Origin of the sequence: Ectopseudomonas composti, assembly GCF_900115475.1 — a bacterium.
Lineage (GTDB): Bacteria > Pseudomonadota > Gammaproteobacteria > Pseudomonadales > Pseudomonadaceae > Aquipseudomonas > Aquipseudomonas composti.
In genome coordinates this window covers 185,918-198,646 of the sequence record NZ_FOWP01000003.1, presented here as the reverse complement: position 1 = coordinate 198,646, position 12,729 = coordinate 185,918, and the positions used below count along the sequence as shown (strand labels likewise).

Below are 12,729 nucleotides of genomic sequence, written 5' to 3'. Positions count from 1 at the left end.
GGCCCGCAGATGCGGGCCTTCTCGTTGTTGCGGGAGCGAATCAGCGAGCGAGCTTGCTATCGATCGACAGCTTGCCAGCACCTTCGAATACCAGTGCGACGCTGATGGCCAGCAGGGCCAGAGCGAACTCGTAGCCGTTGTTGCTCATGAAGAAGCCGTTGGCCAGGTGCACGGTGAAGATCGCCACCAGCATGGTCACCGCCAGCACCGCTGCAGCAGGACGCACCAGCAGACCGATGATCAGCGCCACACCGCCGAAGAACTCTGCACTACCCGCCATCAGCGCCATCAGATAGCCCGGCGCCAGGCCGATGCTCTCCATCCACTGCGCAACACCCGCCAGACCATAACCGCCAAACCAACCAAACAGTTTCTGCGAGCCGTGGGCGGCAAAGGTAATGCCAGCGACGATGCGCAGGATGGTGATACCCAGGCCGGCTTGGCTGGCGGTAATGCTTTTGATCAGGTTGTTCATTGCAAGGCTTCCTTCGTTGTGTGGGGTAGATGGCGCATAGAATATCCAATTTATTTGATCATAGAACAGCAAAATACCGCTTATATGAATCGATTAATTTGATATTCAATTAGCCGTCAGACGTCGCCCCTGCGGCTCGAGCAAATAGCGCTCACGGTCATAAGCAAGGTAGTACTTATTCACCGCATTCACATAGCTCACTACGCCCATCCCCATCTGCTCCATGGCCACACGCTCGACCTGGAAGAACCACTGATTGGGGTTGAGCCCACGTCTGCGCGCCTCGGCACGCAGGCTCTGCACCCGTTGCGGGCCCAGGTTGTAACCCGCCAGCACGAAGGCCATGCGTTCACGCTCGTTGAGCTGCGGGCTGTTGAAGAAATTGCGGCGGATCATTGCCAGGTACTTGCTGCTGGCCTGAACGTTGCCATCGATATTCTGGATGTTGCTCACCCCGACGCTGCGTGCCGCCGCCGGAGTGATCTGCATCAGCCCGGTCGCCCCACTCGCACCGCGCGCTGATGGATTCAAGGTCGACTCCTTGAACGCCAGGGCAGCCAGCATCAGCCAGTCGAAACCCTGCTGCTCGGCGTGTTGCTGCAACACCGAACGTACCTTCTCCAGGCGCTGGCGTTCGTTACGCCCCAGGGGTGAATGCACCTTGTACAGACGGCGATAGACTCGCTGGAATGCAGCATCCTGATCGGCCGGGCTCTGATAGCCACTGAAGAAACGGTCGATACTGGCACGCAGCATCGGCGCATCGGGGCGCACGAACCATTTCATGTCGCCATCGCGCGCCAGAACCAGATGTTTGTCGACACGCAGTTTAGGCATCACCTTGGCCCAGCGCTCGGCGATCGGCAGCTCCACTGCAGTGCGCTCGAAGATGCCGGCTTGGACCATTTCCAGCACGTCTTCGACGGCCAGGCTGGGATCTACCCACTCGACCACGATAGGCGGCAGCTTGCGATCCGCCAATTGCTGGTTGATCAATCGCAGCGCCTCACCTACGGCGCTACCTGCCGGCAACGAGAGGCTACGCCCGGCCAACTGCTCAAGGCTGCGGTAATGCCGGTTGCCCTGCTTCGATACCAGCACCAACGGCACTTCTCGGCGAATCGCCGTACTGGCGCTGACATCGTGCCCGGTGCGCACATTGAGCAGTTCGCCAGGGGCAACCAGATCGCCCTCGCCGCGCTGCAGGGCGCCGAGCAACTGATCCTTGGCTTTGGGGATGATCTTCAGCGTGAGGCTGCGGCCGTCTCGGGAATTGCGGTTGAGGTACTGCTCGAATGCTCGCAAGCGGTGGTACTCGACACCGATGCTCTGGCCCTTGACAGACCCCGAGCTGTTGCGACTCTGATTGACCAAAACGCGCAGTTCGCCGCTGCTGCGGATCGTGGGTAGATCACGGGCGCTGCGGGTTTGGCTACCGACCTCGGGCGGGCCGGCCAGGCGTGCGCTGACCGGCAGCGGCAGCATGGCCAACAGGCAGAGGATCAGCAGCAATCGCGACATCGACTCTCCAGGAAAGGCGGTTGACCGCCGAAGCCTCATCCGGTTGCTGGCCTGCTGCTCGCCGATACGCGACAGACGGCGACTGACCGTAGCCCTGCCAACGAGGCACGGGGGCGCGGAGATTGGCACAGCCAAGCGCTACCGCGCCACCCCACAACCTTGCATCAACCTTAAAAATAGCGAACAACTTATTGTTTTAAATCGGCTTTCTGACGAACGGACGGCGTCTGCTATTCTGCCCCTTCGCGCTCAACAGGTGGCACCATGCAACTCATCGATATCGCCGTCAATCTCACCCACCCCAGCCTCGCTGCGCAGGCCGAAGCACTGCTCGAACGCGCCTATGCAGCCGGCGTGTGCCAGATGGTACTGACCGGCACCAGTCTGAACGAAAGCGAAGCGAGCCTTGCGCTTTGCCGACAGTTGGATGACAGCGGCCAGCGCCTGTTCAGCACTGCCGGCGTGCACCCCCATGACGCCAGCTCATGGAACGATGCCAGCAGCCGCACGCTCAAGGCTTTGCTGGCCGAGCCACAGGTGCGTGCCGTGGGTGAATGCGGGCTGGATTTCGACCGTGAGTTTTCGCCTCGGCCGGCGCAGGCAAAAGCTCTGGAAGAACAACTGGCCATGGCCGTCGAGCTGCAGATGCCGGTGTTTCTGCATGAACGCGAAGCCAGTCAGCGCCTGCTGGAAATCCTGCGTGACTATCGCGACCGACTTCCTGCGGCCGTGGTGCACTGCTTCACCGGCGAACGCTCTGCACTTTATGCCTACCTCGACCTCGACCTGCATATCGGCATCACCGGCTGGGTCTGCGACGAACGCCGCGGCACGCACCTGCATCCGCTGCTCAAGGATATTCCCGGTGAGCGCCTAATGCTGGAAACCGATGCGCCCTTCCTGCTACCGCGCACTCTGCGGCCAAAACCCAAGAGCGGGCGCAACGAACCCGCCTTTCTCGGTGAAGTGCTGCGGGAGGTGGCGCTGCACCGCGGGCAAAGCGAGGAAATCTTGGCCGCGCAGACCACTGCCTGTGCGCGGGCGTTCTTCGATCTACCCGCCATACTGGATGGCGCGGCACCAGAGTATTGATTGACGTCAAGACTCTGGCTATTACCCACGGCATACTGCTGGCACTTAGCCAACAGCGAACACAACGAGACGGATAACAACAGCATGGGCGCCTGGATCAGCAATCTTTCTCTGAAGTACAAATTCTGGGCGGTCAACGCCGTTGCCTTCGTCATCAGCCTGATGCTGGTGCTGTTCGCCCTGAATACCGAACAGCAGGCGCGTAGCGTCGATGCGCGCCAGGCAGCCGCGGCCCAGGCACGCCTGCTGCAACAGTGGCCGCAGCAGGCCGCGTTGCCCAACGCAGCCGATATCCAGGCACTGCAAGGCAGCCTAGCAGGCGCTCAAGGCGCTCCTGACGCCAGCGGCTGGCAGGCACTGGAGCATGACGCCTGGTTCGGCGATTTACCGGTAATCGGTGCGCAGCGTGTCACCCTCGGCGATGGACGCAGCCTCGCGGTCATGGCGCGCGCGCCCAGCCTGCTCGACCTGTTCGCTCAACACGCGCTGACCTACGCTGCTGCCGTCGCCGTGCTGATGCTGTTGCTGCTGACTGCATCGCAATTGTTGATCCGCTTTCTGCTCAGCCACCTCAACACCCTGAAGGACGTGATGCTGCAAGCCGAACGTAGCGGCGACCTGTCCCTGCGCGCCCCCCTGGACAGTCGCGACGAAGTCGGCCAGATGGCCGCCGCTTTCAATGCCATGCAAGCCGGTTATCAGCGCGTGGTCGGCACCGTCGGCCAGGTAGCCAGCGAACTCGACAGCGGCACACGCGTCATGGCTGAGCGCATGGGCTCTGTGCGCAAGGGCATGCTCAGCCAGCAGAGCGAAACCGATCAGGCCGCTACCGCGATCAACGAGATGTCGGCGACCGTCCAGCACATTGCCGATCACGCCGGCACCACCCGCGACCAGTCTCTCAATGCCGATCAGCTGGCGCGCGCTGGCCAGCAGGTGGTCGAGCGTGTCGAGCAATCCATCGCAGCCCTGTCGCAAGGCGTACGCCAGAGCGCCGGTAGCATCGAGCGCCTGGCCGAGGACAGCCAGCACATCAGCCGCGTGGTCGGCGTGATTCACGGCATTGCCGAGCAGACCAACCTGCTCGCCCTCAACGCCGCCATCGAGGCCGCTCGCGCCGGCGAAATGGGCCGTGGCTTCGCCGTGGTCGCCGATGAAGTGCGCAACCTGGCCAAGCGCGTGCAGGACTCCACCGACGAAATCACCCAGATGATCGGCAACCTGCAAGGCGGCACTCGCGACGCCGTGGAGTTCATGCGCGAAAGCTCGGAGAACGCCAACCACTGCGTGCAACTGGCGCAAGAAGCCGGCGAATCCCTGGCGGCGATCACCGCCGCCGTGGCGCTGATGCGCGACAGCAATACGCAGATTGCCGTGGCCGCAACGCAGCAGAGCCAGGTCGCCGAAGAAATGAGCCGCTCGGTGGTGGGCATCCGTGACGTGACCGAACAGACGGTCGGCCAGACCCTCGAATCGGCCGCCACCAGCCAGCAACTCGCCCAACTGGCAGGTGAGCTGAACAAGGCCATCCGCCAATTGCGCTTGTAAGCCGCCCCAACCTGCCTCTGTGCCTGATCGTCGTGCCACTGCTCCTGCTGTGCTGACACGCCTGCTGATCGGGTTCTGACAGTTGCGTTTCGTCCCGCTCAGCCTCGCTGCCATCGATCTGTACACGGCACGGGTCCTGCCGGCGCACGACCATGGTCTTGAACTGCAGCAAGCAGAGCCCTTCAGCGGCAAGCGCCCGCCACTCGAGCAGTTCGTGACCTTTCCGGATTTTCTGTTCAGCGGCGTCCAGTGGCGCACCTGACGTAAACAAAAGTAGCCAAATGTCCGCTCGTCAGACGATTTGAGGATTTCGGTCACAATGCGATAGAGTCGACAAAATTTTGGCCAAAGACAGCAGTATGTCGCCGTTACGACATTTTTTTGTCACTTTATTTTTGACGTTTCTTTACCAGTTGCACGCCAATGCCGAGCCCGCGCCCTACCCGCTGGATCGTCCGGCGTTGACCGTGCACCTGGCCGACGGCCAGCGCCTGACATTCAGCATCGCCCAGTTACAGGAACTGCCACAGGCATCCATACAACTGCGCACCTCGGAAGGCGCCACACAGCGCTGGCTGGGCGTCCCCCTCCAGCAGTTGCTCAGACACATTCCAGATGCCGATAACGGCCGACCGCTGCATACCACGGCACTCAATGACTATTCGGTCCTCATCCCCTACGAGGATATCCAGCGCTACGATCCACTGGTGGCCTATCAACTCGATGGCCGTTTCATGTCCATTCGCGACTATGGCCCGCTCTATCTGATCTATCCCTTCGACGATCACCCCGAACTGCACCAGCAGATGTTCTACAACCGCTCCATCTGGCAGCTCAGCGAGATCCATGTCGAGTGAATCCCATGTCAGATAAACCAGCGGCCACGGCCCAAGCCAGAAACTCTCGACTCAAACTCATCGCTCTGGCAGTGCTGGTAATTGCCATGACCCTGACCGTCGCCGGCTCACTCTGGCTGGTGCAGAAGAAAGCCAGGCAGCTTGCCTTGCCGACCTTGCACAGCGAGCTCTGGCAGGCCTACCAGATTCACATGGCAATGGATCGCCTGCTGCTGGCCTCACAGGACCTACTCAAAGGCAAGTTAGTACCTGACGACCTGGTGGTGCGTGTGCAGGTATTGCGCAGCCTCACTCAGCCGCTGGAAGGTCAGCACCTGTTCGACTTCCTCCCCGAATCACGCCCGGCGGCGGAGAGCACCCTGCAGCGCGTCATCAGCCTCAGCCGCCAATGGGATGAGCAGGCGCAATGGGGCGATGCAGCCGCTACCAGGCAAGTCGCCGAGCAGGCCGCCGAGAGCCTGCCTAGGCTACAAAAGCCGATGCACGAGGTGATGGTCGCTACCAATATATCCCTGGCCAACGAGTTGGATGCCGAGCGCCAGCACCTTTACGACTATTTCACCGGCCTGGGCTGGGCGCTGCTGGGATTGCTGATCGGGGTCTCCCTGCTGGTATTGCGCCTGGTCGGCAACTACCGCGAGGCTCGTGAACTGTCGCGCAACCTGACCGAGCTGAACCAGCATCTGGAGCAGCGCGTAACGGAACGTACCGCCGAGCTGGCCGAGGGCCAAGCCCTGCTCAAGCAAATTCTCGATGCCAGCCCCAGCGATGTGGTACTGGCCGACAGTAGCGGCAAGCAGGTGTACTTCGTCAACCAGCGCCTAATGCAGCGACTGAGCCTTGACCAGGCCAGCGACTTTTCGCTCAACCGCCTGTTCTGTAATGCCCGTGAAGCCCTGCACTTTCGCGAAGCACTGCTGGCGCGTCACCGCGTCGATGACTGGGAAGGCCTGCTGGCCGGCGAGCCTCCCTATTGGGGCGTGGTTTCCGGACGCCTACTGGAATATCGCGGCGGCCCGGCGCAACTGATCTGGAGCTATGACATCAGCCTGCGCAAAGGCATGGAGCAGGAGCTGCTGGTACTGGCCACCACCGATGCCCTTACCGGCCTGAGCAATCGGCACGCCTTCATGCAGCGCGCCCAGGAGTTGCTCAAGACTGCAGAACGCTTTGATCAACCCTGCACCCTGTTGATGCTCGACATCGACCACTTCAAGCAGATCAACGACACCCACGGCCACCAGATCGGCGACAAGGTGTTGGCCACGCTGGGGGAACTGCTCAAGAAGGAGTTGCGCGAGGTCGACATCATCGGTCGCCTGGGTGGCGAAGAATTCGCCGCGCTACTGGCGCAGACCGATCAGATCGACGCCATACAAGTAGCCGAGCGCCTGCGTGCCAGTGTCGAGGCCATGCCGCTACCCCGCGCGAACGGCGAGCAGGTAAGGCTCACGCTGAGTATTGGCCTGGCCAGCCGGCACCCGGCCGAGCCCCTGGAAGGCGCACTGGGGCGAGCTGACGCGGCACTCTACAAAGCCAAGAGCGCTGGGCGCAACCGCGTAGCCTGGGCCACTAACTGAAGCACCCCGGCAGCTCAGCCAAATACCGTCACGGTCTGCCGGCTCAGGGCGATCAATTCGCCCGCCGAACTCCACATCGCCGCCGCCACGTGCCCGTAACCATCGCGGGCATGCTCGATATCCGCACGGTACAGGCACCAGTCCTCGCTGCTGAGGGTTTGCAGGGGCTGGACGAACTCGATGGTCCAGGTCAGCGAGCTACCCGGTGCCGGGCTTTTCAGGTGCGGCAATACCGCAGGCGGCCAGGCATCGACCAGCGCCAACAAATGAGCTTCGCTGAGCGCCTGTGGCTGGTTCTCGCCGCGCAGGCGTACCCAGCCGCCCATCTGCCGCGACGGCGTGTTGCTGAACGGCATGCCGCCGATCCCCCAGCGCATGGCCAGAAAGCGGGTGAATTCCGGTGTGACATTGCGTACGTAGGGCAGCTCCTGACATTGCTCGACCGGCGCGATCTGCGGAGCAGCAAGAGCCTCCACGGCAATCGCCGAAGTACGCGACGCACCGAAGCTGCCCTGCACCACGGTCACCACCTGACCGTCCTGCAACGCACGCAGGAACATCTGGCTGACTGCCTTGCCCTCGCGTAGCACTTCGGCCTGAAAACTGACCGGAACATCCGGCGCCACGGGCCCGACGAAGGTGATGGCCAGCGAACGCACCGGTCGTCCCTGCGGCACCTTGGCGCGCATCGCCTCGAACGCCAATGCCGCCACCAGGCCGCCGAAACTGGCGCGCCCCTGCCCCCATTCAGCCGGAATCACCACAGCTTCGGGATCACGGCGCACCGCGTCGAGCATTTCGGAAAAGATCATACGCACCTCGGGACTCTTCGATGGCGACGATCTTAGGGGATGGCGGCAGTTGAACGATAGCCCATCAGAATGCCTATTCGGTCATATTGGCGGCGAAAATGACACCTTACCCAGGACTGGGCAGGTCACCATACAGCGCTAACAAGGCGTCATCGGCGCGGCGTTCGGCAGCTAGCTGGGCCTGCAGCCAGAGGGGTCGACAAGGACGCAGCGATTCGTGTGCCTCAGCCTGTGCCAGCCATTGCAGGTGGTCATGCCAGTCACCCAACGCACTCTGCGCACGCTTGAGCCTGAGTTGCGCCGCCTTGTTCAAACGACTCTGTGCCGGATAGGTTTCGGCGGCATAACGCACGCGCTTGATCAGCAGACGCAAGCGGTGACGGTCATGTTCAGGATCGCGCAAGGCGCTGGCCAGCTGCCTCTGCTGGCGCTGCAAGCGACGCCGAATGCGCTTGTTCACGCTCTTCAGTTGGCCCTGCCTGGCAGCTTCGTACCAATTCGCCGGCCAGCCATCGAGCAACGCCATCAGTTCCGCCAGTTCGCGGCTGCGCGCGATTGCGGCATATCCGGCAGCGCGCTGCGCCTCATCGGCAGGCGCCAGATGGGCCAGGCCCATTCGCGCCAGCTCGGCGACCAATACTTCGCGATCACGCAGCGGGCCACTGAGACGCCCCAGCACTGCTGCGCCCTGCTCCAGCGCATCGACAGCCTGCAGACCGCGCAGTGGCCGTAACAGGCTGCGCAATTGCCGCAGGGCGATGCGCAGGTCATGCAGCGCTTCCGTGTCGGTACAGTCAGCCAGCCGCGCCTGACAGGCATACAGGCGCACCTGCAAGGCCAGAACACGCTCCAGGCAGTGCTCGATGAAATTGCTCATGTTCGCTCCTCCCTAACGACGACATACCAGGCTAACAGCCTGACCCCCATCCCCCACAAGTGGCCGATAGTCGCTAGCGCGACCAGCGCAAGGGCAATGCCTGGCGCAACTCTCTCAGTGCTTGCAACAAAGCCGCACGCGAAACAGGTTCAGCAGCGTAGCGCTGCTGCTCGAAACAACGAGCGAACGCTTCGATCTGCTGCGCCTGCCCAGGCAGTTGCCGCCCGGCACGCATGGCGAAGGAGCGCGCCCCCTCACCCGTTTCCCGGCGTACGCCATGGCGCGCCAGCAGGCGCTCGAACTTTCGAAAAACCTGGCGCTGCGGATCAGCGCGTTGCTGCCAGGGCTTGAGCAGCCAGAGCGCCAACAGACCGAGCAGCAGCCCTCCAGTGCCTACCAGAGCGAGCGCCAGGCGCTGCCAATCTAAACTGCCGAACCAGTTCTGCAACAGTTTCAGCTGCTGCTCACCCTGATAACCCAGCACCCAGCGCTGCCAGCCGTAATTGAGATTCTCCCAACTCATACGCAACTGGTTGAGCCAGGCCAGTTCGCGGTAACGCAGCGGCGAGAACGGCTGGTCGTCGAGAAAACCATCTTCCTCACCCAGAGCCTCTTCCAGGCCGCGCTCGATACGCTCGGGGGCGACCTGAAAGGTCGGATCGACGCTGCGCCAGCCCTTCCCAGGTTGCCAGTACTCGACCCAGGCATGCGCATCGAACTGGCGTACCTGGATGTAGTTGCCATTGGGGTTGAGCTCGCCGCCCTGGTAGCCGGCGACCACCCGCGCAGGAATGCCCGCTGCACGCAGGACGAAGGTCATCGCGCCGGCATAGTGCGCGCAGAAACCGCGCCGGGTGTTGAACAGGAAATCATCGATGCTGTCACGGCCCAGAGGCTGCGGACGCAGCGTATAGACGTAGGGCTCACGGTTGAAATGTTGCAGCACTGCCGCTACCAGCGCATCACTCTGCGGGTACTGCGCCTTCAGTTCTGCCGCCCAGGCGCGACTGCGTGGGTCGCCCTGCTGGGGCAATTGCAGCGCCTGACGCATACCCGGCGGTTCGACCTGTGCCTCACGCACGGCATCGGGCCAGGAGCGCACCTGGTAAAGCAGCGGTCGATCCACCGGCCGCAGCCTCTGCCAACGGAAATCGCTCATCATCCGCCCGCTGTCCTGGTCCATCTCGCCGACGTCCAGAGCGAACAGCCAGCGCTTGCCGCTGGGCTGCATGATGATGCTGTAGTCGAGCGGCTCGCCAGCCTTGCTCCATTTCGGTGTGATCGGCACATCGGCGTAACTGGACTGCGACCAGCGCCTGCCATCGAAGCGCTCCAGGGTCAGGGCACGCCAATACAGTTGCCCTCGCGGTGGTGCTTCACCTGCGAAACTGGCGCGAAAAGCCAGCGCCGAGGAGCGACTGAGTTCGGCGATATCGGCAGGCTCCATGCTGTCAGAGAGGCCGGTGACGCCCTTGTCGCTGGGTAGCGGCAGCGACCACAGCGGCCCCAGCCGCGGAAAGAACACGAACAACAGCACCATCAGCGGTATGGCCTGCAGCATCAGGCCGCCAGCCAGGCGCAGGGTTGGCCAAGGGCGTTCGGCAAAACCGCTGTGCTGCAGACCGACCAATGCAGCCAGCAACGCCGTGACCGGCAACAGACTGTAGAGCGCAGCCAGGATGCCGTCTTCGAACAGGTAGGCGGTTACCACGCAGAAGAAGCCGAGGAAGATCAGCACCAGCGCATCACGCCGCGTGCGCATCTCCAGCAACTTGAGGATAAAGGTGGCGATCAGCAACACCACCGCGGCGTCCAATCCGACCAGCGTGCCTCGCGACAACAGAATGCCCGCCAGCACCAGCAGCATCAGGCCACCCTTGGCCCAGCCATTGGGATAGCGCGCACGCATGCGAAAAATCTGCACACGCCAGCCGGCAGCGCCCAGCCACAAGGCGATCATCCACAGCGGCAAGTGCACCAGATGCGGCACAATCACCAGCACCTGGGCGACCAGTAGCCAGGTCAGGGCGACTCTCGGGATACCCAGGCTGCTCATGCACGCGCTCCGAACAGGGCCAGAGCACGCAGGCAGGCATCGCGGTGACCTTCACCATAATCCGGCGCAATCACCTGCCCCGGCAGTTGCAGGCCAAATGCCTGCTGGCGCTCGGAAAACTGCAACACCCAATGGCACAACAGCGACAGACGCATTTCGCTGTCGCCTCCCAGGCTGTCGAAGTCCAGCCACAGGTCACGGCCGCTGAGCATGGCGAAGTCCTTGACCAACAGGCCCTGGCCGCGCGAGTAGGCTTTCCAGTCCAAACGCCGCTTCGAGTCACCTGGCTGGTACTCGCGCAAACCCTGAAAATCGTCAGCGCCCTGGCCGCGGGCACGCATGCCCTCTTCCTCCTCCTCGTCACCCAAGCCCGCGGACACCGGCAGGTCGCCCTGCAATGGCCGCGGATAGACCAGCACCGCCTGGTCCAGGTCGACCCAGCTCCAGGCCACCAGCAGACCCAGGGGAAAACGGCTTTCCACCCGCAGCCGCTCGGGGCGCAACCAGCCTCGCCGTATTGCCGGCAGGCTCAGGTCGACCTCTGTCAGGCCTTCACGCGGCACGTCGCGCACCACCAGCTCAGCTGGCGGCCAGCCCAGTGCAACGGCCTGGTGTTCACGCTCGCGGCTTTCCAGGCGCACACGAAAGCGCGCCTGTTCGCCAACGAACACCGCCCCGCCGCCGCCGGCCTTGAGCACCAACCCGGCCAGGTTGCGATAGGTATGCAAGATGGTGACGACGAATACCGCCATCAGCAGGAAGGTCAGGCCATAGGCCAGGCTGTTCTGGTAATTGATGCCCACCAACAACATCAGCAACAGCACCACGGCAAAAACAGCACCGACCCGACTGGGCAGAATGAAGATACGGCGCTGGTTCAGGCGCACGCTCGCCGCCGGCGGAATTCGCCTGGCCAGCCAGCGCCGCCAGAGCGGTTTCAGTGCTGCCCGCATCAGAGTGCCGGTACTTCGCGCAGCAACCATTGCACCAGACTGCCGCCACCATGGCCGGTCGGATCGGCGCGTTCACGCAGGCGATGCCCGACCACCGATGGCAGCACCGCCTGCACATCCTCGGGAATCACGTAATCACGCTCGGCCAGCAGCGCCCAGGCCCGGGCAGCGGCGAGCAAAGCCAGGCTGGCGCGCGGCGACAGCCCCCAGGCGAACTGCGGCTGACTACGCGTCGCCTCGACCAGACGCAGCACGTAGTCGACCAAGGCATCACTGGCGCGCACCTTGGGCACTTGTGCCTGCAGGCGCGCCAGCTCGGCGTGATCCAGGATCGGCTCGAGGCGCGGCAGCAGATCGCGCCGGGCATCGCCGAGCAACAACGCCCGCTCTGCAGCCTGCGCCGGATAACCGAGCGACAGACGCATGAGAAAGCGGTCGAGCTGGGATTCTGGCAAGGCGAAGGTGCCGCCACTGCTGACCGGATTCTGCGTGGCAATGACGAAAAACGGTTCGGGCAGCGGTCGGGTCGCGCCCTCGATGGTCACCTGCCCCTCCTCCATGGCTTCAAGCAGCGCACTCTGACTCTTCGGCGTGGCACGGTTGATCTCGTCGGCCAGCACCAGCTCGGCGAAGATCGGCCCTGGGTGGAAGACGAACTGCCCACTGTCCTTGTCGAAGACCGAGGTGCCGAGGATGTCGCCCGGCAGCAGATCGGAGGTGAACTGAATGCGCTGAAAGCTCAAGCCCAGCACCCTCGCCAATGCGTGACTGAGCGTGGTCTTACCCATGCCAGGCAGGTCTTCGATCAACAAATGACCACGCGCCAGCAGACAGGTCAGCGCCAGGCGCACCTGCGCCTCTTTCCCCAGCACCACCTGATTGACCGAGTCGAGGCAAGCATCCAGTTTGGTTCGCATCGTTTACTCCTTATGCAGAGCATCGATGCTACTGGGGCGCC

The 12,729-nt window shown here is 62.9% G+C and carries 12 protein-coding genes; 5 read left to right on the top strand and 7 right to left on the bottom strand.

Translation table 11 applies throughout. From position 1 onward, the window contains the following. Positions 1–40: 40 nt before the first annotated feature. Positions 41–475, bottom strand: coding sequence for a DoxX family protein (locus tag BM059_RS07145; protein ID WP_037000939.1), 435 nt, complete (start codon positions 473–475; stop codon positions 41–43). 105 nt (positions 476–580) lie between these two features. Next, on the bottom strand, positions 581–1,996 hold the full coding sequence (locus BM059_RS07140) for an MltF family protein (RefSeq protein WP_037000938.1): 1,416 nt from the start codon (positions 1,994–1,996) through the stop codon (positions 581–583). A 264-nt stretch (positions 1,997–2,260) separates the two neighbouring features. Here BM059_RS07140 and BM059_RS07135 point away from each other — a divergent pair, with 264 nt between their 5' ends. The 5 genes from BM059_RS07135 to BM059_RS07115 all read left to right on the top strand — a co-directional run bounded on the left by BM059_RS07135 (position 2,261) and on the right by BM059_RS07115 (position 7,073). Beyond that, entirely contained in the window at positions 2,261–3,088 is an 828-nt protein-coding gene (locus tag BM059_RS07135; RefSeq protein WP_074937647.1) for a TatD family hydrolase, read from the top strand. Between the two features lie 84 nt (positions 3,089–3,172). After that, positions 3,173–4,636 carry a methyl-accepting chemotaxis protein gene (locus BM059_RS07130; RefSeq protein ID WP_074937646.1) on the top strand — a complete coding sequence of 488 codons (1,464 nt, stop codon included), beginning with the start codon at positions 3,173–3,175 and terminating at the stop codon, positions 4,634–4,636. A gap of 82 nt (positions 4,637–4,718) precedes the next feature. Then, the gene (locus BM059_RS07125) at positions 4,719–4,898 is read left to right on the top strand and encodes a hypothetical protein (protein ID WP_074937644.1); all 180 of its coding nucleotides are present in this window, start codon (positions 4,719–4,721) and stop codon (positions 4,896–4,898) included. A 133-nt stretch (positions 4,899–5,031) separates the two neighbouring features. Further along, positions 5,032–5,493, top strand: a complete 462-nt coding sequence (locus BM059_RS07120; RefSeq protein ID WP_167364561.1) for a putative pterin-binding protein — start codon at positions 5,032–5,034, stop codon at positions 5,491–5,493. 86 nt (positions 5,494–5,579) lie between these two features. Further along, positions 5,580–7,073, top strand: coding sequence for a GGDEF domain-containing protein (locus tag BM059_RS07115; protein WP_244154387.1), 1,494 nt, complete (start codon positions 5,580–5,582; stop codon positions 7,071–7,073). Positions 7,074–7,087: 14 nt separating this feature from the next. Here BM059_RS07115 and BM059_RS07110 read toward each other — a convergent pair whose 3' ends face one another. From BM059_RS07110 to BM059_RS07090, 5 genes are all read right to left on the bottom strand, one after another. Beyond that, the gene (locus BM059_RS07110; RefSeq protein WP_037000930.1) at positions 7,088–7,885 is read right to left on the bottom strand and encodes an acyl-CoA thioesterase; all 798 of its coding nucleotides are present in this window, start codon (positions 7,883–7,885) and stop codon (positions 7,088–7,090) included. Between the two features lie 106 nt (positions 7,886–7,991). Continuing rightward, entirely contained in the window at positions 7,992–8,762 is a 771-nt protein-coding gene (locus tag BM059_RS07105; protein WP_074937640.1) for a CHAD domain-containing protein, read from the bottom strand. Between the two features lie 73 nt (positions 8,763–8,835). Then, positions 8,836–10,818, bottom strand: coding sequence for a transglutaminase TgpA family protein (locus BM059_RS07100; protein ID WP_074937638.1), 1,983 nt, complete (start codon positions 10,816–10,818; stop codon positions 8,836–8,838). Then, positions 10,815–11,771: a DUF58 domain-containing protein gene (locus BM059_RS07095; protein ID WP_074937637.1), complete on the bottom strand. Its 957-nt coding sequence runs from the start codon at positions 11,769–11,771 to the stop codon at positions 10,815–10,817. The genes BM059_RS07100 and BM059_RS07095 overlap by 4 nt, the downstream gene beginning before the upstream one ends. Beyond that, positions 11,771–12,688: an AAA family ATPase gene (locus tag BM059_RS07090; RefSeq protein ID WP_037000925.1), complete on the bottom strand. Its 918-nt coding sequence runs from the start codon at positions 12,686–12,688 to the stop codon at positions 11,771–11,773. The genes BM059_RS07095 and BM059_RS07090 overlap by 1 nt, the downstream gene beginning before the upstream one ends. Positions 12,689–12,729 lie beyond the last annotated feature (41 nt).